Raw genomic sequence first — 21,417 nt, 5'->3', positions numbered from 1 at the left:
CCCGGCGGCCTAGGCTCGGCGAGCAGGAGAATGTCATGTGGTGGGACGGCTGCCCACCGGGTCTAGAGTGTTGCACCGGGGATGCCCAGCGATGGGCCGGCACGTGGAGGTACGGCCATCGAAAGCCAGAACAACGGCGAGTCGCCCGGCGTGTCGCCATCCGGCAACGAGCCCGACCCCCGCGCGGGGCGGCGGGGGAACGCCTCGGCCCCGCTCGGCAGCGCCGCGGGGCAGATCGGCAGCGCCAAGGGCCAGCCGGCCGGCACGCCCCAGACCGATCACTCCGGCTACAGCGCCATCCGCTCGGTGCTGCGCATCCGGCCGTTCCGGCGCCTCTGGATCGTGCTCGGCGCCGCCTCCTTCGGCGACTGGCTCGGCCTGCTGGCCACGTCCGTCTTCGCCGCCGCGCAGGTGCAGGGGAGCACGGCGAAGGGTGCCGCGTTCGGTGGTGTGATCGCCGTACGGCTGCTGCCGGCGCTGGTGCTCGGGCCGATCGCCGGGGTTTTCGCCGACCGGTTCGACCGGCGCTGGACGATGGTCATCTGCGACCTGCTGCGCTTCGTGCTCTTCGCGTCGATCCCGCTCTACGCCCTCACCGGCGCCAGCGGCGGCCTGGTCGTCACCTGGGCCGCGATCGCCACGTTCCTCATCGAGTCGATCACGCTGCTCTGGATTCCGGCCAAGGAGGCCGCGGTCCCCAACCTGATCCCGCGGGCCCGGCTGGAGACCGCCAACCAGCTCACCCTCATCACCACGTACGGCCTGACGCCGGTGTTCGCCGCGCTCGCCATCGCGGGGCTCGACCGCAGCGTCCGGGCGGCGACCGGCGGCGAGGTCCCCGGCTGGGCGGAGCCCGCCCAGCTCGCGCTCTGGTTCAACTCCCTCTCCCGGCTGGCCACCGCGATCGTGGTGGCGTTCGGCATCAAGGAGATCAGCCAGGCGCGGGGCAAGGACCACGAGCACGCCGGTCAGAGCATGACCCGGCAGTTCGTCGAGGGGTGGCGGTTCATCTCCCACACGCCGCTGGTCCGCGGTCTGGTGCTCGGCATCTTCGGCGCCTTCGCGGGCGGCGGCATCGTGATCGGTACGGCCCGGTTCTTCGCCAACTCGCTCGGCGCCGGTGACGCCGCCTTCTTCCTGCTCTTCGCCGCCATCTTCATCGGGCTGGCGATCGGCATCGGCCTCGGCCCGATGATCGTCAAGGAGATGTCCCGCCGCCGCTGGTTCGGCATGAGCATCGTGCTGGCCAGCGCCGCCGTGATGACCCTGGCCTTCGCCATCCACCTGTCGATGGCGATCGTCGGCGCGGTCCTGGTCGGCGCGGGCGCCGGGATGGCCTTCCTGGCCGGCACCACGCTGCTCGGCGGGGAGATCGCCGACGAGGTGCGCGGCCGGGTCTTCGCCGTGGTGCAGATCGGCACCCGGCTCGTGCTCATCCTGGCCATCGCGCTGAGCAGCCTGCTCGCCGGCGTCGGCGGCTCGCGCAAGCTGGAGATCGCCGACCTGGGCGTCTCGATCTCGTCGACCCGCCTGCTGCTGCTCGCCGCCGGCGCAGCCGGCATCTTCGCCGGGATCAGCGCGTTCGGGCAGATGGACGACAAGAAGGGCGTACCGGTCCTCGCCGACCTCTGGGGCTCGATCCGCGGCCGCCCGCTGATGCCGGCCGAGCCGTTCGTGTCCAACGGGCTCTTCGTGGTCTTCGAGGGCGGCGAGGGGGCCGGGAAGTCGACCCAGCTCGCGCTGCTCGCCGAGCGGCTGCGCGGCCAGGGGCGCGACGTGGTGGTCACCCGCGAGCCGGGTGCCACCCGCGTCGGCGAGCGGATCCGGTCGCTGGTGCTCGGCACCGACGAGGGCGAGGCGCCGTCTCCCCGGGCCGAGGCGCTGCTCTACGCCGCCGACCGGGCCCATCACGTGGCCACCGTGGTCCGCCCGGCGCTGGCGCGCGGCGGCGTGGTGGTCAGCGACCGGTACGTCGACTCGTCCCTCGCCTACCAGGGCGCCGGTCGCACGCTCCCGGTCGACGAGGTCTCCTGGCTCTCCTCCTGGGCCACCGGCGGGCTCAAGCCCGACCTCGTGGTGCTGCTCGACGTCGACCCGCGCACCGGCCTGTCCCGGGCGGCGGCCCGCAACCAGGCCGCCGACCGGCTGGAGGCCGAGTCCGTCGCCTTCCACGAGCGCGTCCGGTACGCCTTCCTCGACCTCGCCGCCGCCGACCCGAAGCGCTACCTGGTGCTCGACGCCGGCCGCCCGGCCGAGGAGATCGCCCGGCTGGTGGCCCGCCGGATCGACGAGATGCTCGGCAACCCGGGCGGCATCGTGCACCCGAGGCCGGCGCAGGGCCCGGACACCTCGGTGCAGCCGGAGTTATCCGAAGCGGAGCTGGTGACGATGGAGCAACGGACCTGATGCCCGACGTCTTCGCCGACCTGGTCGGCCAGGACGAGGCGGTCGCGACCCTGCGCCGCGCCGCCGCGGCGGCGGCCACCGTGCTGCGGCACGCGGCCGGCGAACGCATGCTCGCCCCCGCCGGCCTCGGCCTGCCGCCCGGTGACGGCACGCCGGGTGGCGACCCGGGCGCCGGCATGACCCACGCCTGGATCTTCACGGGCCCGCCGGGGTCCGGGCGCTCGGTGGCCGCGCGGGCGTTCGCCGCGGCCCTCCAGTGCGCGTACGGGACGGGCTGCGGGGAGTGCCCCGGCTGCCACACGACCATGGCCGGCACCCACGCCGACGTCCGGCTCGTCGTGCCGGAGGGGCTCTCCATCGGTGTCGGCGAGATGCGGGCGCTGGTGCTGCGTGCCGCGAGCACCCCGTCCGGCGGGCGCTGGCAGGTGGTGATCATCGAGGACGCCGACCGGCTCACCGAGGCCGCCGGCAACGCGCTGCTCAAGGCGATCGAGGAGCCCCCACCGCGTACGGTCTTCCTGCTCTGCGCACCGTCCACCCACCCGGACGACATCTCGGTGACGATCCGGTCGCGCTGCCGGCTCGTACCGCTGCGGCAGCCGCCGGCGGCTGCGGTGGCCGAGGTGCTGGCCCGCCGCGACGGCATCGCACCCGACGTGGCGCAGTGGGCCGCCGCGGCCGCGCAGGGGCACGTGGGGCGGGCCCGGCGGCTGGCCCGTGACCCGGAGGCCCGCAAGCGGCGCGAGGCCGTGCTCGCCGTCCCGCGCCGGCTCACCGGTGTGGGCGCGGCCTTCGACGCGGCGTCCGCGCTCATCGAGGCGGCCGAGGCGGAGGCCGAGGCGTCGGTGGCGGAGGCCGACGCCGCCGAGCGGGCGGCGCTGGAGACGGCGCTCGGCGCCGGTGGCACCGGCCGGGGCGCCGCGGGCGCCATCCGGGGGGCCGCCGGGCAGCTCAAGGACCTGGAGAAGCGGCAGAAGTCGCGGGCCACCCGGGCCCAGCGCGACGCGTTGGACCGGGCCCTCGTGGACCTCGCCGGCTTCTACCGGGACGCGCTCGTCATGGCGCTGCGCGCCCCCGTGGAGCCCGTGCACACCGACACCGCCGCGATGGCCGGCGCCGGGGCGCAGAAGTGGGACGCCGAGGGTGCGCTGCGCCGTCTCGAGGCGGTGCTCGCGTGCCGGGCGGCCATCGAGGCGAACGTGAAGCCGCGGATCGCCGTCGAGGCGATGATGCTCGCCCTGTGGCGGGGCTGACCGTCCGTCCCGGTCGTCCCGCCGACGCGCCGCTCCTTCCCGTGGGTCCCGCGGGCCGGACCGGTCGTCCACAGGCATCGACAGCTGCGATTCCCATACGGTACGGTCCCGGAATGTCGTGGTGACGGTTCCACCACGCTCAGTGAGGATCAGCCCGGGGAGGGGTCGGCCGATGCCGCGTGGCGAGATCGACGAGGTCTGGATCGAGGAGGCGGTGCGGCGCTACCGCCGGATCGAGTCCCTCCAGGCCGAGTTCGACCAGGCGGTGTCGACGGTGGAGGTCACCGTGCGCTCGCCCGACGGGCTGGTCGAGGTGGTGGTGACCGCGGGCGGCCGGATCACCGACGTCCGCTTCCTCGGCCCGCTGCACGCCCGCAACCCGCGCGACGTGGCCGGCTCGGTGCGGGCGGCGGTCACGGCCGCGGCCGACGCCGCCGAGTGGGCCCGGGAGAAGCTGCACAACGAGACCTTCGCCGCCTACCGGCCGCTGGCGGGAGCCTGACATGGACGTGCTGCGCACCCTCGCCGCCCGCCTCGACGAGGCGAGCGCCACCCTCACCACGCTCTCCCACACGGTCACCGCGGGCGACCCGCCACAGGCCGCATTCGGCGCCGACGCCCCGGGCCGCCCGGGTGAGATCGGGCGGGCGCTGCACCGGCAGTGGACGGCCGCCACCGACAACCGGTCCCGCGAGGCGCGGGCGGCCGCCGTCCGGTTGAGCGCCGGCGCCGCCGCCGTACGCGAGGCCGCCGACGGCTACTCCGACGCCGACCGCTCGGCGCGGCGGCGGTTGGTCGGGGAGGCGTGATGGACGCGTTGGACCGGCTCGCCGAGCCCGGTCTCGACCTGCTGCGCCGGGTCGACACGCTGCTCGCTGCCGGGGCCCCGGAGGGGCACCGCGTCTGGCCGCTGCTGCGCCGGATGCAGGTGCTCCCCGGCGAGGCGGTGCGCGCGTTCCTCGACCTGCGTCCGGAGCCGCTGGCCGGTGCCGGGCACACGGTCCGCCGGCTCGTACGCGGCTACGACGACGTCTCCGCGACGCTGGCCGACCCGGTGCTGTGGTCCGGGCCGGGCGCCGAGGCGTACGGGCAGACGCGCACCGCCCTGCTGCACCACCTCGACGAGGGCCCGGAGAGCCTGGTCGGGCGGCTCGAGTCCACCGCCGGCTACGCCGACGCGCTCGCCGACTGGGTGGAGGGCAGCCGGCTCGCGCTGGCCCGCGCGCTGGCCGACGTGCTCCGCTCGGCCGAGGCGGTGGCCGTCGTCGCCGCCACGTCCCTCCCCGCCGGTGGGGCGTCCCGGCCGGCGTCCGGCGGGCCGCGCGTCGAGGCCGCCGAGATCGCCGCCCGGGTGCTCGCGGTGCTCTGCGTTGCGTACGACGGGGCCGAGACGCTGGTGCGGCAGTGGGCGCCGAGTCTCGCCGAGTCGCCCTGGCGGCCGGCGGTGGCCGGGCGGACGCGCTACGACACCGGCACCCGCGTCGGCTGGTGACGCCCCCGTTTCGTGGGCCGTCCACCCACCCGGGGAACTGGTAGAACTCCGGACAGCCGACGGCGTCGCGCTCGGGCGCCCGGACGAGCCGGGCACCGGCGGCGACGCCGTGGCTTCCCCCTGCACCCCCCGCAGGTCTGGTGTCCACTCAACGCTTCCGCCGCCCGTTTGTCGCCCGTGCCGGCCCGGATTCAGCCGTCCGGGCGAGGCCCAATGGCACGACGGGGCAACCGGCGGGTCGGTCGAGTCGACGGTCATGGATGGCTGCATGGTGTAGTCGTCCGGCGACGCCCGGCGGGGCGCGAGCCGCCGGTGCGTCGTAGGGTGGGGGCATGGGCATGCTCTGCGCGGTCAGTTTCAACCGGTACGGGCGCCTCTACTACCTGGACCCGGGCGAGCTGCGACCGCAGGTCGGCGACAAGGTGCTGGTGCCCACGGACGACGGGCCCGAGGTGGCGGAGTGCGTCTGGGCCGCGCAGTGGGTCACCGAGGAGACCGACGGGTTCCCCCGGCTGGCCGGCATGGCCGACGAGCAGGACCTCCAGCGTGACGAGGCGCTGCGCCGGCGCAAGGCGGAGGCGAAGGTGGCCGCCAAGCGCCTGATCCGGGCACACGGCCTGCCCATGAAGGTGGTGGCCGTCGACCACGTGCTCGGCTCCGGCGAGGGCGGCGGCGAGCGGACAACCGTCTACTTCACGGCCCCGCACCGGGTGGACTTCCGGTCGCTGGTCCGCGACCTGGGCGCCACCCTGCACTGCCGGGTCGAGCTGCGCCAGCTCTCCGCCCGCGACTCGGCGCGCGTGCAGGGCGGCATCGGCTCCTGCGGGCGGGACCTCTGCTGCGCGACGTTCCTCACCGACTTCGAACCGGTGACCATCCGCATGGCGAAGGACCAGGACCTGCCGCTCAACCCGTTGCGGATCTCCGGGGCGTGCGGCCGGCTCATGTGCTGCCTCAAGTACGAGCACCCGCTCTACCAGCGGTTCCAGGAGTCGGCCCCGGCGACCGGCGAGCGGGTCACCACACCGGAGGGCAGTGGTCGGGTGGTCGGGCACAACGTGCCACGAGACGCGGTGCTCGTCCGGCTCGACGCCGACGGCTCGCGCTCCATGTGCTCCCGCGCCGACGTCTGCGGCTCCCGCCGCGCCCACGACCAGCACTACAACGGCTGACGCCGCCCACTCTCCCCCGCCCAGCGGGCGTCGTCGCGCGCAATGCCGTCGGCTTCGGCCGGCGCGGCTGCAGCCACCCCGGCTCTGAGTCGCGTTTCCACCCACTCGGCCGAGGGGACATCGCCTGAACGGTGAGCATCGGGGACAGCGGGAACGGTTGTCGATCATTAACGTCGGCACCTCCGGCGTGATCCACGCCGATGCCCTCCCGGAGGTTCATCCACAGTGTTTCGTCGAAGGCTGCTCGCCACCACAGTGGCGGTGACCGTCGCGACCGGTGGCGCACTCGCCGTCCCCAGCCCGGTCCACGCCTACAGCTACAGTCAGATTCCAGCGTCGAGCTGGGCGTACACCGACTCCAGCAGGCCGCACCAGGCCGTCGTCGGCGCCCAGGCCGACGCGCCGGTCGGCCGTTGGCTGGACGCCGAAGAGAACGCGCACACATCCCGCTTCTACTTCACGCTCGATCTCAGTTCCCTCGCCGGTCGGCAGTTGCTCGACGTCGACCTGGTCGCCCGCGAGAAGAAGGTCACCGACTGCACGAAGGGCGCGTCGGTCGAGTTGTGGCGTACCGCCGCCTTCACCAGCGGAAACTCATGGAAGAACCCGCCGGCCGAGCTGGAGAGACTGGGCACGATCGATGCCGGCGCCGGCCGCGAGTGCTCCGGCCCGCTCGCCCAGGATCTGGCCGACGCCGTCCACGCCGCCCTCGCCCGCGGCGAGAAAGCGCTCCACCTTGAACTGCGGTTGAGCGCGGAGGCCGAGCGGGACCGTTCTCTCAGCCGTTGGTTGTGGTACCGGCCCACTCTCAGCGTCCAGCACAATGGCCTGCCGACCGTCGGTGCCCTCTCGGTCTACCCGGGTCGGGGCTGCGGCGACGCGACGCATCCGGTGGCCGTCGGCAGGTCCACGACCTTCGCGGCGAAAGCCAGCGACCCGGACCAGAACGAATGGGTCGACGTCACATTCGCCGCGTGGCCGGTGGACCAGCCGGACCAGCGCACCGAGAGGGGCGGCGGCAGCTACGGCGGCGGTCAGGAGCACCGCACCGAGTGGGACATGTCGAGCTATCCGCACGGTACCGTCGTCGCCTGGACCGCCCGGAGCTTCGACGGGGACGGCTACTCCGACTGGGCCGCGCCCTGCTACGTACGAGTGGACCGGCAGCCGCCGGCGCAGGCCCCCGAGGTCAGCTCCACCGACTACCCGGCCGGCCGTGACTGGCCCGGGTCCGGCGGCGTCGGCGTGCCCGGAACCTTCCGCCTCGACGCCGGTGGCGACACCGACGTCACCAGCTACCGCCTGTACGACACGAGCACCGGCATGGACATGCGGGTTGACGCCCCGACGCCTGGCGCCGCCGCCGAGGCCACCTGGACGCCGCGACGCAGCGGGCCCGTCCGGTTCGAGGTCACGGCGGTCGACCCGGTCGGCAACGCCTCGCCCGTCCGTGTGTACGAGTTCATGGTGCGCGACACCGAGCCGGAGATCCGGGTCGAGGTGGCCGGTACCCGGCTGCCCAGCACGTTGACCATGCGCTCGCCGGTGACCGAGGTGACCAGCTTCGGCTACCGCGTCGGGGAGGGTGCCGAGACCCGGGTTCCCGCGTCGGCGGGCGCCGCCACCGTCGAACTCGTCTTCCCCGACTCCGCCACCTACAAGCTGACCGTCGCCGCCTACGTAGGTGACCAGCTGTCCGGGGTGGCGACGGACAACGTGCTGGTGAACGACGCGCCGACCGTCGAGTCGGCGGACTTCGCCTTCCCGGAGCACGACGGGGTGGTCGGCCGGGAGGGCAGCTTCACCTTCCGTCCGCGTACCACCGACGTGGTGGCCTACCGCTACTCGTTCGATTACGAGGAGCCGATCCGGGTGGCGGCTGCGGCGGACGGCACGGCCACCGTGCCGTGGACACCGCAGCAGGCGAACTGGTACACCCTGTACGTCCGGTCGGAGCGCGCTGACGGCTCCCTTTCCGCGCCACGGTCGTACGAGTTCTCGGTCATCGACAACAGGCCCACGGTCTACTCCGGAAACCTGGTCAGTTGGCCCCGCCGCGACGGCCTCGGGCTGCCCATCGAATTCTCGTTCGACACCGCGATGCCGGATGTGACGGAGTTCGTGTACCAGTTCGACGGCGAGGTCGAGCGGACGGTAGCGGCGGAGTACGGGTCGGCCCGAGTGACGTGGACTCCGGACCGCGCGGGCGAGCGGCAGGTGACAGTCCGCTCCCGGTACGCCTCGGGCGAGCTTTCGCCGCCGGCGGTGTGGCCCTTCCAGGTCTGGACCGGGCCCGTCGTCCGATCCACCACCTACGACTCCGACAGCGTCGACGGTCGTGTCGGCAAGGAGGCCACCTTCACCTTCCAGCCTGGCCTGCCCGATGTGCAGCGGTACACGTACCGCTTCGACGGCGGCGACGAGCAGAGCGTCGACGCGGCCGCGGACGGCACCGCCAGCGTGAGGTACACGCCCGGCCTGGCCGGGTACCAGACGCTGGAGGTCACCAGCCACGGTGCAGACGGCACCAGTTCCCAGACCCGGACGTACGCATTCATCGTCAAGAGCGACAAGGTCACTGTGTACGGGTACTACAACGAGTGGGGCATCAACGGCGGCATCGGCGTACCCGGGTCGATGACCTTCTGGACGGAGCTCTTCCGGGACGTCACCGAGTACCGGTACCAGCTCAACGACGGCCCGGAGCAGACCCTGGCCGCGAGCACCGACGGAACCGGCACGACGTTCACCCTGACCCCGGACCGGAACGGGACGAACACCCTCTCCGTGCGCCAAGTGCTGCGTAACGGGGAAGTGTCGCCCGCGACCGAATTCTCCTTCGAAGTTGGCACCGCGCCGCGGGTAACCTCGGCCGAGTACCCGGCGGGTAGCTGGAGCGGCGGCGCTGGCCAGGCCGGTCGTTTCACCTTCAGCGGCGGCACCGCCGGGATTGTCGAATTCGAGTTCCAGGTCGGTGAGGACGACGCCCGGACCGTGCCAGCCATCGACGGCACGGCGACGGTCACCTGGACGCCGCCGTACTGGACCGGCTACACGATGACGGTGCGTGGCCGGCTCGCCGACGGCACCTGGACGGACACCACGTCCTACAGCTTCTACGTGGCGCCCTGACCTGACCTGCGGGGGGCGTACCTCACGGAGTGCGTCCCCCGCGACGGGTCCGGGGTGGCGGCCAGCGCCCGCCACCTCGCCCACTCCCCCCGTTGATCATGAAGTTATTGCCCGTCGCGTCGGCGTGTCGGAGCAATAACTTCATGATCAACGGACGAGGCCAGCCGGGCAGGGCCGGCCGCGCGGGCGGGCCGTGTGGGGGTCGGGTGGCTCGGTCAGGGGACTTTGATCGGGGGTTCGATCAGGTGGGGGGTCAGCGGGGTCTTCGGGGTCAGCCAGCTGGCTGACGGGCTCTGGTCGGGGTTGACCTGCCAGCCGCGGGCGACCCGGTCGACGCCGATCGGGTAGATGGTCAACGTGCCGTCCGGGTCGATGCGCATGCGCAGGAACGCCTTCGAGTCCTCGATGCCCTGCCCGGCGAACAGCTCGTTGAGGTTCACCCCGAACGAGCCGGCGACCAGCAGGTACGCCGCCACCAGCTGACTCGCCACCAGCCCGCTCACCGGCCCGTAGAGCACCGCCGCGGCGACCACCGGCAGCGGCCACGGCCAGTCGTAGAACGGCAGCTGCAACCACACCCAGGTGCCCGCCGCGCCCAGCGCCACGTGGGCGAGGCCGTGCGTGACACCGAGGATCCAGTGCCGGGCGTGCCGTTTGCCGCCCGCGCTCGGCGGCTTCGCGAAGAACGCGGCCCCGAGCAGCGTGACCACCAGCATCAGCACGAGCGGCACGCTGAACAGACGCTGCTCGGTGGCGCCGACCCGGTTGGCCGCTACGCCGGCCATCGACAGCATCAGCAGGGTGTGCAGGGTGCCGAGCAACGTGGTGAAGCCCGGGTTCCGCAGCGGCAGCCGGGGGAAGATGCCCCAGCCGTACCGCCGGCTGCGGGCCGCGTCCGGGAAGCGCGCCACCAGGTCGTACGGGCGGGAGCGGCTGGCCCGGCGAGCGAGGGTGTCCTTCGGGGGCACCTCTATCCGCTCGGGCAGCTTGTGTGTGGGGTAGAGGTAGGCGCCGCCGCTGCCGCAGGTGACGAGCTGCCGATCCGGCCCCGCGTACCGGGCGTAGTGGTGCAGGTCGCCGGAGACCAGCAGCCGCACCTGCGCGCCGGTGGGCGAGACGATCGTACGGATGAAGTAGTCGATCGAGTCGTACGCCGTGGGGTGGTCGACGGCCTTGACCCACGTCGGCGCCGGCACCGTCAGGATCACCCGGCTCTGCGGGCCCAGCTTCTGCGCCACCGTGTCGAAGTAGGCGAGCTGCGGATCGTCCAGGTAGGAGCCCGACTGGTCGTCCAGGCCCAGCAGCCACCACTCGCCCGGCAACTCGACGGCGAAGTAAGAGCGCGACTGGCCGGTGCCCCAGCCGCCGAAGTGCCGGTCCCGGGAACGGACGAAGAGCCGCAGGAAGGCCGTCAGGCCGTCGTACCAGTCGTGGTTGCCGGGCACCGCGAAGAGGGTGGGCCGCTCGGGCGGGGTGACCGGCAACGCCGCCTGGTAGGGCCCCTTGCACCGGTCCTCGTACGCCTCGTAGGCGGCCGACGGGTAGACCTGGTCGCCACCCATCACCAGGGTCTGCGCGCGCGGCAGCCGGTGCCCGTCGACCTCCAGCTCGGGCTGGGCGAGCAGGTAGGCGATCGAGTACGTGGCGTTGAAGCCGTCGCCCAGGTCAGCCACGTAGTCCAGCCAGAGCCCGCCGTCGGGCCCGACCTGCCGCTCGATGCGGGCGTCGAGGGAGTTCTGCAGCTCCCGCTTGTCGAGGTACGCCCCGAAGAGCATGGCGAGAAGCGTACGGATGCCAGTGCTGATGAGCAGGAACGGCGCGAGCCAGGGGACCGGCTTGCGCGGGGTGAAGCCCAGCTCCAGCGGGTCCGTGGTCCGTGGCCGGGGGGCCGCCCGCTCACCGTCCGGATGCGCGGCCGGCTCGTCGGGGCGGGAGTGATCATCGGTCACGCGCCGCAGCGTAGTCCGCTCCCGATGAGGTCGCTGTCCGGCGGACGACGGATTGGGGCGGATGTCCGGTCTTCTTGTGGGGTCGGATGGCGGCCCGTCCGGGCGTGATCGACTCGACTTCCTTGAAGTCGCGCTGTCCGGACGCGCGGGACACCGCGACTTCCTGGAACCGGAGTCGATCACGGCGGCGAGGGTGGGCCGGGAGAGCGGCGCCGGGGGTATCGGGTTCGGCCGGCCGGGGTGCGTGCCGTACACTTGACGATCGTTGCCGCCTTAGCTCAGTCGGTCAGAGCGACGCACTCGTAATGCGTAGGTCGACGGTTCGATTCCGTCAGGCGGCTCCACGGGAAAGGCCCAGGTCACCGGCTTGATCGCCGATCATGACCTGGGCCTTTTGCCTGCCGTCACGTGGCCGAGCAGCCAACCTATTCACCCGACCACAGCGCCCCTTCCAGGCGCGACGCGGCTTCCGGCGCGATCTCGGGCGCGACGTGGGCGTAGATGTTGAGGGCCACGCTGATCTGCGAATGACCGAGGATCTCCATGACCACGCGGGCGGGCCGACGAGTAGCCACGGAAGTAGCCAAGGCGGCGGATTCGGCTGGATGGTGCCGGACGCCAGCGGACTGATCGACCAGCCCTGGATCAGGCTGACCAAGGGCCGCCCGATCCTGGCAGTGTGGGGTCAGGTTCGAGGATCATCGATTTCGGAGAATTAGGATCTAGTCGTGGCATTGGCGGTGACTAGGCTGGTCTTGATTGGGCCGCCTGGCGCGGAGACGGCCGAGGTAGCGGGTCGTCTCGCCGGCGGGCTTGGGCTTCCCTTGATCTCCATGCGGGACGCGGTGCAGTCAGGGATGCGTGCGGGATCGGAGCTGAGGGACGATCTGCGTCGGTTCATGGGCGCCGAGCAGGTGCCACCGCTCGAGCTCGTCGCCGCGATCGTGCTGCGCCGGCTTGGCGAGCCTGACGTGGTTGGCGGCTTCGTCTGGTGGACGGAATCTCCGGTGCTGCCGGTGCTGCGGTCACTGGAGACGTTGATGATTCAAATGGTCGAGCTGGTCCTATCCGATGCCGAAGCAACACGGCGCTTGACTGGACGCCGCTTGTGTCGGGGCTGCGGGGAGGTCTGGCACGTCGAGTCGTCGCCGACGCTCGTCGAAGGTGTCTGTGACCGGTGCGGTAGTGAGTTGTTCCATCGCGAGGACGACTTCCCTGCTGCCGTCGCCCACCAGTTGAGCGTCTACCACAAGCACAGCGCTCCCGTCCTGGCCGTCTACCGCGTCGCAGGTCTCTTGATCAGCGTCGACGCCACCCGCCCGACCGAGGAGATCGCGAACGAACTGACCAGTCGACTCGCGCGGAGTTGAACGGTTGGGTCGAGCCGAGACCGACCTAGCGCTTCTTGGCGATTAGAGCCGACGGCAACGGTGACAGCAATGTGCCCGGACTCGGCAGGCCGCGGCCAACGAGCGGCGGACGGCTCCCCGAGGTCGCAGCCGGAGACGGACGCGAGCGGACGGTGCGCACAGAACTTGTAAGCGAGAGGTCGCCACGCCTCAGGGCAAGCTGGTCGATCAAATTGCCGGTAGTCGCACCTATGATCGACAGGTGCTTCGATGGCGGCCGGTCAGGATTCGGGTTTTCTACGAGCTACCCCTGTTCGTGCCGGTCGACATCCAAGTTCGCGCCCATGACCTGATCGAGTCCGGCAGCTTTCGTCAGGCCGTGCGCGTGCTGCGGAAGCAGGCTCAGCTCGATCGATCCGAGGCCAAGGTGGCCGCGTCGCGTCTTCGATCCGGAGAGGTCCTCCCGGACTTCCCAATGCCCGGCGGACCCGATTTGGCGAGCCGAGTGCAAGGTCTTAGGGACAGCGGACGCCGCAAGGAGGCGATCTTTGCAGTCCGTAGCGAGCGCAACGTTGGCCCGGTGGAGGCTGAGGCATTCGTCGACTCCGTCTAGCAACGACGTCGGGCGTGACGGTGGTCCGGTAGCGGTAGAGGCAGCAAGGAGGCAGCGAACGCTGCGGCCAAGGCTGCCGAAGCCTCGTCATTCAACCGCTGGCACCGGGCGAGATCCAGCCTTCTTGGCACCCGATTTCACCGATCGACAACCTGTGCCTGCTCCCCCCGGCGGGGGTCAGCCACCAGCGGACAGGATGCCGGCAACAGCGGCGGCATGACATCAGCCGGTGACATCAACGGCGGTGGCTCAGGACGGACGAGTGCGGACGGGTGCCGCCTCGCACTCGGACCCGGTGGACGTCAGCGGACGCGGTGACCTTTGCCGAAAGCGCCTTGTAAGCGAGACGTCGCGGATCGATCTCGGGCTGGCTCGACTGACGGACAGTGGCGCGAGCAGCGGCGACGCGGCCAGCCAGGCGCGAGATGAGGCCGGTCAGCCGCCAACGTGTCTAGTCGAGGAGCCAGCTGAGCAACGTCTTGACCGGTGGCGTCAACGAGGAGGCGGCAACGAGTGCCGCGAGAACCGTGCTAACAATCAGGCTTCGCCGGTGCACGGAGGCCCGCATCCGAGCCGTCGCAAGCCGGGTGACGGCGACGAGCCCTGTCACTGCAGCGACGTACGGCGCTACGCCGATCACGGCGATCATCGCCAGCGCCGCCGGCGCCCAGAGGCCCGGCCAGAGATTGGCGCTCCCGGTGTAGTCGTCGCCCTGGTGAGGCAGGTAGAGGTACCCGGAGAAGGAAGCGGCTCGGCCTAGGGCGACGCCGATGGCGCCGATGTAGACAGCGGCCAAGGCCAATTGCGCGCGCGCCAAGGTCCGGCCGGAAGAACCCGGCGCAGGGGTCGGATCGACATCGGCGGTCGTCATGGAGGCATGCTAGGCCCGGTCAGTCGGGCCGGTATGCCCGGCGACCTCTGCCAGTGCCAAGCAGCCAAATGAGCAGCCAAGCCGGCGAGCAACAGCGGACGAGCGCGGACGCGGGCACCAGGTCGGACAGGACGACCAAACGGCCGACCAGCGCCCCGGGACTGACTCGTAATGCGTAGGTCGACGGTTCGATTCCGTCAGGCGGCTCGGTAAAGAAGCCCAGGTCAACGGCCTGGGCTTCGCCGTTTCCCGAGGTCAACCACGCTGCCGCCAGCCGCGCCAGTCCGCAAATAGTCCGCATCCCGTGCAGCGACCGCCTCGTCCAGGCGGTTGGCAACGGCGTCCAGGTCGTCACCGAACAGCCCCGCGTACACGTCCAGGGTCATCGACGCCGAGGCGTGCCCGAGCATCCGCTGCACCGCCTTGACGGTGGCTCCCGCCGCCACGGCCAGACTCGCCGCCGTGTGCCGCAGGTCGTGCGGAGTCAGCCCGGCCAGCCCGACCGACGCCGCCGCTGGCGCGAAGAGGCACCGACCGGTGCTGGTGGTTCTTCGGTGTGCCCTGCGGCCGCGAGCGTCCCGCCTGGCGCCCGTCGTTCACACCATCGCCAGTAGGGCGATGCCCATACCCGCGCTCATCACACCGTGGCACAGCGCCGACCAGTCGAGCGGACACGCCGGCTCGTCCGTCGTCGCCGCGGACAGACCACCGATGCGCATCGCGCGGCCCACCCACCAGAATGCGGCGAGCACCAGGTAGCCCCCGAGCAGCGCAGCGACCCATCCGGCACACCCGACCGGCGCATGACCCATCCCGGCCATGTCCATGCCGCCGCCGCTGGTGGAGGCGTGCCCCGGTATCCAGGCACCCATCCACGCCATCGTCCCTGTCGCGGTGGCGATGAACACCGGGACCGCACGATGTCGCGACGTCCGCACCGCCCGCGCCACGAACCACCCCGTCGACATCAGGAGAACGACAATCCAGGCGGCTGCCGGGACCGCCGCACCCCACGGCCAGATCATCGCGATCATCGATAGGCCCATGACCAGGTGCAACATCTCGGAGAGTCGATGCCCCGCTACCGGAGAGAGCCACGCAGCGGGTGGGCGCAGGCACCGGAGCAGGTGAAAGACGGCCGCCCCTCCGAACGCCACCGTCAGCAACCATCGGAGAGGGGCAATTCCGATCATCGGCCCCACGAACGGTGGCGGAGCCTCTGGCAGGCGCCGAACCTCAGTGGCAGCACTGGTGCTCGCTGCCGGCCGGCTCGGTGGCACCCAGGTCGTCGTCACGGCCGGCGGCGAGGCGCGACCACTGTGATGTGGGCCGGCCGTCGAGCCGGAACTGGTCGCCGTCGGTCCGGAAGCGCTGCGGCCAGCCTTCCGGTGAATCCTCCCAGCCCTCCTGGCGACCGTAGACGGTCATATCGAGCAGGCCGTACGACGGTGCCATCGCCTCTACGCCCCGCCCGGTGGTCCAGTAGGTCTCGAACACCCGGTCGCCCTGGCGCAGGTAGCACGCCTTCATTCCGAACGCGCGCCCGGCGACGAGGGAGTCGAGCGACTCTGCGGGCACCGAGTACCAGGGCGCCTGCCAGCCCATGAAGTCGCGGTAGCGCGAGGTCTCCTCGAACGGCCCTTGGCAGAAGACCGCGAACGTGACGTCGCGCGAGTGCAAGTAGGACAGCTCAAGCACCTGGCCGGTGAAGAATGTGCAGCCCTCGCACTGGTCGGCTGCCGGCCTGCCCGTGTGCCACATGTGGTACGACGCGAACAGCTGGGTCCTTCCCTCGAAGACGTCGAGCAGGGGCACCGGGCCGTCGGCGCCGACCAGGCGGGTGGTCGGGTCGACCTCGACCATCGGCAGGCGCCGACGGGCCGCGGCGATGGCGTCGCCCTCACGCGTGTGCGCCTTCTCGCGGAGCCGGAGCTCGTCGAGTTGCTTCAGCCAGGTCTCGCGGTCGGTGATCGGGGGTGCTGCTGGCGTGGTCATGGGCTCCTCCTCGGGCCGGTCGCTATGACCGTAATAGCGGCTGCTAGGATCGAGCAAGTACGAGAGGGAGGTGTGCCATGCCAACCCAGCGGGGCTATCGGCAGGCCTGCGGCGTCGCACGCGGCCTCGACATCGTGGGCGAGCGGTGGTCGCTGCTCGTGGTGCGCGAGCTGCTGCTCGGGCCGAAACGGTTCACCGACCTCCAGCAGGCGCTCCCGACCGCCAGCCCGAACGCACTGTCCGACCGGCTGCGCGAGCTGGCCGACGCGGGCGTCCTACGCCGTCGGCAGCTGCCTCCGCCAGGCAACGTCCGGGTCTACGAGCTGACCGCGTGGGGGCGGGGCCTCGAGCCGATCGTGGTCGCGCTGGGCACCTGGGCGCTGGCCGCCCCGCCGACCGCGGAACAGCTCTTCGTGAGCGCGGACAGCGCCATGCTGAGTATCCGCACCTTCTTCGTGCCGACGCCGGAACAGCCCGAGGCGACGCTCCGGATCGAACTACGCGACCACGGTCCTGCCGGAGTGTTCGGCGTCCGCCTCACGTCGGCCGGCGCCGCGGTCGCCCACGAGCCGCCCGAAGATCCGGACGCCGTTCTGATCACCACGACGGATGCCCTCCTCGCCGCCTTCGGCAGCGATGACCTCGCCGGGCTCGTAGCGGCCGGCGCCGTCATCATCGGCGATCCCGAGGTCGTCCGCCATCTCGTCGCGGGCGTGCGTGTCTCGGCCTCCACAGATAAGTACTCAAACGGCACCTCCGGCCAGGGAGGGCGGGCGGATCGCCTCCAGGGGCTGTCCGAAAGGTGACCCACTGTCGCGCCAGATCGGGTTCGCCCTTTTGGTCGACACTCCGGCCCGGCGTCGACCAAGGTCACGTGTACGCATCTGCCGCGATCAGCGCGCTGCGCGTGGCCGGAGCGGCCCAGCAGGGCGTAGCAGCTGCCAGGGCGAGACGTGAGCTGTGACGTTGCGACTGTGCGCCGGCAGATGCCGGATGGCCGAACCCGCAGCGGCCTGTATCTAGTCCACAGAAGGTCGATCACCGCCGGACGTGCCTGCGTGGTCCGCATCCTGCGCCGCGGCCGCCTCGTCCACTCGGTTGGCAACGGCGTCCAGGTCGTCACCGAACAGGCCCGCGTACGCGTCCAAGGTCATTTGACGCTGAAGGGTGCCCGATCCCACCTGAAGCCTGACGAACCCGTCACACCACATGCGCGACAGTCAGCCGTGGTTCCTCGGTCGTCCAGGTTACGGTCGGTGACCTCTGAGTGCCTGCGGGCCCACTCGAACTCAGGCCGGGAACGAACCAGTGCCGCCAAGACACCATGCACCAGGGGAAGACCACCCAGCTCGCTGATCCCGACCCATGCGATGTCGTCATGCTCGTCAGGTGCACGGTTCGCCGGAGAGCCGACCCAATTTCCGATCTGCCAGACGCCCACGTGAACGGCGTCCTCACCGCTGCCGTCATGCAGGACGCCCAACCGTGAAGCGGACTCCGCCACAATCTGAACACCGAGCTCCTCGTGCATCTCACGCGCGAGGGCCTGTAGTTCCGACTCACCCGCTTCGACCTGCCCCCCGGGCAGATCCCAGACATCCGGGTATGCCCGCTTGGTCGGCCTGCGGTGTACCAGCAGGACCGTGCCGTTTTCCACGAGTGCGCCGGTGACGACGACATGCATGACGGGATTGGAGCACAGGGATAGGACAAGCTCGTTCCAGCCAGAGGGGACGTGGCCATGCCGCGATTCGCGCCCGTGCCGCGGACCGTCGAGGCTTCCGCGGGCCGCGACGAACCTCGCCACGCATCGCGTTGACCGCGCCCGGCCCGACGAAGCATCGAGCCGGGCGCGTCGAGCGGGTTATGCCACGAAGCGGGAACGGCGTCGGCGTCCGACCAGGTAGCCCGCGCCGCCCAGGAGCAGAAGCACACCGCCGATGCTGGCCACGGTCCCGGTGCCGGCACCGGTGACGGGCAGCCCACCGCCCTCGCCACCGCCGGGAGCGCCCAGGCTGGCGGAGGAAGCAGGGGCCGGTGCAGTGGTCGTAGCGCTGGGCGTGGCGCTCGGTGTCGGTGCAGACGTTAGGGTCGGTGTCGGTGCGGGCTGAGCGCAGTCGAGCGCACGCGCGGCGTACAGGCCGTTGTTCAGGTAAGCCAGGTAGGCATCGACGGTCCCCTCATCGAGCGCCGTCTGGGCGGCCGCCTTCACCTTGGCGCCAGCGCCCGTCAATGTCCGGATCACCGTGATCCGCAGGTCCGTCGACCAGGCAACCTGCACGTCCGCCTTGAGGAACGCGCGCAGATCCTCGGAGGTGCCGTCCAGCCGATCCTGTATCACCGCAGGCAACCTGGGCAGCGAGTCGGCGTTCGCTGCGGCCAGGATCTGGTTGGCCAACACGCGCACTTCTACATTGGTGGCGGTATCCAGGTCGATGGTGACGAGCTCGCGGATGTCCTTGTACAGCTTGCGCTCGACCGTTTGGCAGGCCTCGTTCAGCACGGGCGGTTCGGTTTGAGCCATCGCCGGTGCCGCCGGAATCAGGAAGGCCAGCGCCATGAGGACGCCGGCCGGTAGCTTCCATCGCATGTGGATCTTCCTCCCCGCTGCAGGCCAAAACGTGGAGAGATTACCGTCGATCACGCCACGTCGGTGCCCCCGTCCGTGACCGGGCTCGCGTCGAGGCTACAGATCAGGGGTCAGCGGCCCGGGCTCGCCAACGAGTGGAAGCGACCGCCCGCGAGCATCGGCTGGGCCGGCAGCCATCTGGAGTACCCGGGCCCACCCGGGCTTTAGATGGAGGCCAATGGAGCAGATCGTCGTACTGTTTTCTGATGGTGTCGGACCTGGTGCGCTACTACGACGATTTCCTAGCCGACCGGGATTGGCTCGCCGAAGGGCTGAGCTGGGCGGTGGTTCAGCCGGCAAGTGCCCAGGCCACTGTCGATGGGGTCATCAAACGCCTGCGGGCCAGGCGTGTCGAGCCGGGTGACAACCATGTGGGCGAGCTCGCCGACCTGGCTCAGATCGGCCCCAACGTGGTGGTGTTCCAGGACAACGGCTGTGCGCTGAGCCGGCCCGAAGTCCTGCGCTGGCTCAGCGACGGCATGCGGGTGCACACGGTCGAGTGGACCATCAACGGCAACGGCGGCGTCACCTACGCGCTGCACGGCAAGGTACTCGCCTGGATGGACATGAACGATCCCGACCGGCGACACGGCGATGACCCGTCTGTGTTCGCCGACGACCTGGACGACGTGCGCGCCGCGCAGGGCACCGAGTACGTGACATCCGCGGCGATGGCGTTCGTCGAGCGGCGGACCGGCGTGCGGCTGCCAGCGGAGTGGATGAGCGACGAGGGGGCCGATCCGGAGGCCGGGCCGTGGGTGACGGTAAGGCTTGGGTCGTTTCCGCGCTCCGTCTCCTCGGCGGACGAAAAGGAGTGGAGCCAATGAAGCCTGCGGCTCGTAGCTGCCCACGTGCCCAGGCGGCTCCATGGAGAGGCGGGCCTTCTGCTTGCCGCCGGATGATGCCGTCGACTGTCGCATTCCGTTCGCGTCAGGTCATCGCGGCCCCAGCCCGACGCGCCCGTCGATCAGCTCGCGTACCGCGTCCAGGTGACCGGCGTGCCGGGCGGTTTCCTCGATCATGTGCAGCATGATCCGGCGCAGGTCGGTGGTCTGCGAGGCCAGTGGTTCCGTAATGTGCCTGCCCACGGGTGCGGCCGTGAGTGGCGTGATGGCGATGATCTCATCCGAGATACGGCACTGGTCACGGTAGAAGGTGCAGACCAGGGACGTCGGGCGGGACGTGGTGAGTGGCGGGTCGTCGTCGGGCCAGGGCAGTGGTGTCGCCGAACCGGTGAGAACGTCCTGGAACCAGTGACGTTCCGCGTGCCCGAGATGTTCGAGCATCCCGAGTGGTGTCCATCGGGAGGGGAGGACGGGCGTTCGTAGCGCGGCCTCGTCGAGGCCCGACAGGATCGCCTGGACGCTCGCCCGCTGAAACGTCAGAAATTCGTGCAGCACACCCTTTTCACCTTCGACTCCCGTCATGCCGGCACGCTAACAACCGGTACCGACAACGCCGCGTCATGCACCTGATCAGTGGACGTGTACGGGCAACCCACGCGGACTCGGGGGGCAGCGAATGGCCGCGGGCTCATCGGGTACGCGTGGGTTACACGGAAGGAGGACGACCGTGCAATTCAATGAACAGCAAGTGCGTTCGCTCTTTGACCAGGACGTCCAGGACCAGACGGGTGCCAGGATCGGCAGTGTCGGCCAGGTATGGGCCACTGCGGGCCACCCGGCCTGGGTCAGTGTGCATACCGGTGACGGCCAGGAGCCGATGGCTCCGCTGGGCAACGCCCAGATGCAGGGCGGGCGGCTCAAGGTTGCCTACGACAAGGCAACCGTTCAGAACGCCCCGAGTGTGCCGCGTGGCACGACCACGCCGCTCAACGCGGAGCAGACCGCTCAGCTGTACGCGTACTACCGGACGCAGGACAGGCAGACCCCGCAGAGCCGTGAGGAACTGATCCGCTCCGAGGAGCGGCTGCGGGTGGGCACGGAAAGCCGGCCTGCTGGCAAGGCGGTACTGCGCAAGAACGTGGTCACCGAGGACGTGCACACCACCGTGCCGGTCGAGCACGACGAGGTGTACGTCGAGCGCGAGCCGATCACCGCCGCAGACGCCGGTAACGTTCGCGCCGAGATGGGCGCCGGCGAGCAGGAGATGCAGCTGCGCGCCGAGCGTCCCGTGGTGGCGAAGGACCGGGTGCCGGTCGAGCGGGTCCACCTCGCCAAGAACGAGGTGGTCGAGGACCAGCCGATCGATGAGCAGGTCCGTCACGAGGAGATCGAGGCGAACATCCCCGAGCCCAGCCGCCGCCGGCGGTAAGAGCTCGGTAGTGCGCCACGGGCGGGTGGATCATCAGCATCCACCCGCCCGTCCCGAACGGTAGGTGACGAGTACGGAAGGGGCAGGCCATGACATCGGTCGGCCAACGCATCAGAGGGTTTATGAACAGCCCCCAGGGTCGCAAGATTATCGAACGCGGGCGACGCGAGGCGGCGAAGCCGAGCACGCAGCAGAAGCTACGGCGGTTCGCGGAACGGATGACCGGGCGGCCATCCGGCCGTTGAGCGTGCGATCGGCTCCAGTGGTGAGACGGCCTTCCGG

20 protein-coding genes, 1 tRNA gene and 1 pseudogene are annotated in these 21,417 nt (G+C 70.8%); 13 read left to right on the top strand and 9 right to left on the bottom strand.

Annotated features, from left to right (window positions below):
- Positions 1–81 precede the first annotated feature (81 nt).
- From tmk to D7193_RS09430, 7 genes are all read left to right on the top strand, one after another.
- Positions 82–2,406, top strand: coding sequence for a dTMP kinase (tmk, locus tag D7193_RS09460; RefSeq protein ID WP_277749895.1), 2,325 nt, complete (start codon positions 82–84; stop codon positions 2,404–2,406).
- Positions 2,406–3,659, top strand: a complete 1,254-nt coding sequence (locus D7193_RS09455) for a DNA polymerase III subunit delta' (protein ID WP_120778891.1) — start codon at positions 2,406–2,408, stop codon at positions 3,657–3,659. The genes tmk and D7193_RS09455 overlap by 1 nt, the downstream gene beginning before the upstream one ends.
- 172 nt (positions 3,660–3,831) lie before the next feature.
- Positions 3,832–4,161 (top strand): YbaB/EbfC family nucleoid-associated protein, encoded by a 330-nt coding sequence (locus D7193_RS09450; RefSeq protein WP_120778890.1) that lies wholly within the window; start codon positions 3,832–3,834, stop codon positions 4,159–4,161.
- Position 4,162: 1 nt separating this feature from the next.
- Positions 4,163–4,468, top strand: a complete 306-nt coding sequence (locus D7193_RS09445) for a hypothetical protein (RefSeq protein ID WP_120778889.1) — start codon at positions 4,163–4,165, stop codon at positions 4,466–4,468.
- A complete protein-coding gene (locus D7193_RS09440; RefSeq protein ID WP_120778888.1) occupies positions 4,468–5,151 on the top strand; it encodes a hypothetical protein in 684 nt (227 codons plus the stop codon). The genes D7193_RS09445 and D7193_RS09440 overlap by 1 nt, the downstream gene beginning before the upstream one ends.
- Before the next feature lie 332 nt (positions 5,152–5,483).
- Positions 5,484–6,323: a PSP1 domain-containing protein gene (locus D7193_RS09435; protein WP_120778887.1), complete on the top strand. Its 840-nt coding sequence runs from the start codon at positions 5,484–5,486 to the stop codon at positions 6,321–6,323.
- Between the two features lie 225 nt (positions 6,324–6,548).
- On the top strand, positions 6,549–9,455 hold the full coding sequence (locus D7193_RS09430) for a hypothetical protein (RefSeq protein WP_147434349.1): 2,907 nt from the start codon (positions 6,549–6,551) through the stop codon (positions 9,453–9,455).
- A 215-nt stretch (positions 9,456–9,670) separates the two neighbouring features.
- Here the strand turns inward: D7193_RS09430 and D7193_RS09420 are convergent, their stop codons facing one another.
- Positions 9,671–11,413, bottom strand: a complete 1,743-nt coding sequence (locus tag D7193_RS09420; RefSeq protein WP_377456419.1) for a metallophosphoesterase family protein — start codon at positions 11,411–11,413, stop codon at positions 9,671–9,673.
- Between the two features lie 258 nt (positions 11,414–11,671).
- Between D7193_RS09420 and D7193_RS09415 the strand changes: the two genes are divergently transcribed.
- Positions 11,672–11,748 (top strand) — tRNA-Thr (locus D7193_RS09415).
- Between the two features lie 81 nt (positions 11,749–11,829).
- On the opposite strand, the gene D7193_RS34545 is transcribed toward D7193_RS09415, so the two are convergent.
- On the bottom strand, positions 11,830–11,955 hold the full coding sequence (locus tag D7193_RS34545; RefSeq protein ID WP_277749894.1) for a hypothetical protein: 126 nt from the start codon (positions 11,953–11,955) through the stop codon (positions 11,830–11,832).
- A 177-nt stretch (positions 11,956–12,132) separates the two neighbouring features.
- On the opposite strand from D7193_RS34545, the gene D7193_RS09410 reads away from it, so the two are divergent.
- The gene (locus tag D7193_RS09410) at positions 12,133–12,774 is read left to right on the top strand and encodes an adenylate kinase family protein (protein ID WP_120778883.1); all 642 of its coding nucleotides are present in this window, start codon (positions 12,133–12,135) and stop codon (positions 12,772–12,774) included.
- Positions 12,775–13,015: 241 nt separating this feature from the next.
- Positions 13,016–13,366 (top strand): hypothetical protein, encoded by a 351-nt coding sequence (locus D7193_RS09405; RefSeq protein ID WP_120778882.1) that lies wholly within the window; start codon positions 13,016–13,018, stop codon positions 13,364–13,366.
- Positions 13,367–13,817: 451 nt separating this feature from the next.
- Here the strand turns inward: D7193_RS09405 and D7193_RS09400 are convergent, their stop codons facing one another.
- The 4 genes and pseudogenes from D7193_RS09400 to D7193_RS09385 form a co-directional block, all read right to left on the bottom strand.
- Positions 13,818–14,237 carry a hypothetical protein gene (locus tag D7193_RS09400; protein ID WP_120778881.1) on the bottom strand — a complete coding sequence of 140 codons (420 nt, stop codon included), beginning with the start codon at positions 14,235–14,237 and terminating at the stop codon, positions 13,818–13,820.
- A gap of 224 nt (positions 14,238–14,461) precedes the next feature.
- Positions 14,462–14,788 (bottom strand): annotated as a pseudogene (locus tag D7193_RS34540) (tyrosine-type recombinase/integrase); the annotation flags it as partial.
- A 45-nt stretch (positions 14,789–14,833) separates the two neighbouring features.
- Entirely contained in the window at positions 14,834–15,430 is a 597-nt protein-coding gene (locus tag D7193_RS09390; RefSeq protein ID WP_147434348.1) for a DUF5134 domain-containing protein, read from the bottom strand.
- Between the two features lie 43 nt (positions 15,431–15,473).
- Positions 15,474–16,232, bottom strand: a complete 759-nt coding sequence (locus tag D7193_RS09385) for a DUF899 family protein (RefSeq protein WP_120778879.1) — start codon at positions 16,230–16,232, stop codon at positions 15,474–15,476.
- Positions 16,233–16,309: 77 nt separating this feature from the next.
- Here D7193_RS09385 and D7193_RS09380 point away from each other — a divergent pair, with 77 nt between their 5' ends.
- Entirely contained in the window at positions 16,310–17,038 is a 729-nt protein-coding gene (locus tag D7193_RS09380; protein WP_120778878.1) for a winged helix-turn-helix transcriptional regulator, read from the top strand.
- Between the two features lie 344 nt (positions 17,039–17,382).
- Here D7193_RS09380 and D7193_RS09375 read toward each other — a convergent pair whose 3' ends face one another.
- Together D7193_RS09375 and D7193_RS09370 are read right to left on the bottom strand one after the other, a co-directional pair.
- Positions 17,383–17,916 carry an NUDIX domain-containing protein gene (locus D7193_RS09375; protein WP_120778877.1) on the bottom strand — a complete coding sequence of 178 codons (534 nt, stop codon included), beginning with the start codon at positions 17,914–17,916 and terminating at the stop codon, positions 17,383–17,385.
- 180 nt (positions 17,917–18,096) lie between these two features.
- Positions 18,097–18,822, bottom strand: coding sequence for an LPXTG cell wall anchor domain-containing protein (locus D7193_RS09370; RefSeq protein WP_120778876.1), 726 nt, complete (start codon positions 18,820–18,822; stop codon positions 18,097–18,099).
- A 245-nt stretch (positions 18,823–19,067) separates the two neighbouring features.
- Between D7193_RS09370 and D7193_RS09365 the strand changes: the two genes are divergently transcribed.
- Complete coding sequence (locus D7193_RS09365) at positions 19,068–19,688, top strand: DUF6461 domain-containing protein (protein WP_120778875.1); 621 nt, start codon at positions 19,068–19,070, stop codon at positions 19,686–19,688.
- A gap of 108 nt (positions 19,689–19,796) precedes the next feature.
- On the opposite strand, the gene D7193_RS09360 is transcribed toward D7193_RS09365, so the two are convergent.
- Positions 19,797–20,288 (bottom strand): DinB family protein, encoded by a 492-nt coding sequence (locus tag D7193_RS09360; RefSeq protein ID WP_120778874.1) that lies wholly within the window; start codon positions 20,286–20,288, stop codon positions 19,797–19,799.
- A gap of 145 nt (positions 20,289–20,433) precedes the next feature.
- On the opposite strand from D7193_RS09360, the gene D7193_RS09355 reads away from it, so the two are divergent.
- Positions 20,434–21,135 carry a YsnF/AvaK domain-containing protein gene (locus tag D7193_RS09355; protein ID WP_158674785.1) on the top strand — a complete coding sequence of 234 codons (702 nt, stop codon included), beginning with the start codon at positions 20,434–20,436 and terminating at the stop codon, positions 21,133–21,135.
- Positions 21,136–21,417 lie beyond the last annotated feature (282 nt).

The organism is Micromonospora costi, assembly GCF_003626655.1.
Lineage (GTDB): Bacteria > Actinomycetota > Actinomycetes > Mycobacteriales > Micromonosporaceae > Micromonospora > Micromonospora costi.
Note: the sequence above shows the minus strand (reverse complement) of the source record. Positions and strands in the feature narration are given on the sequence as shown.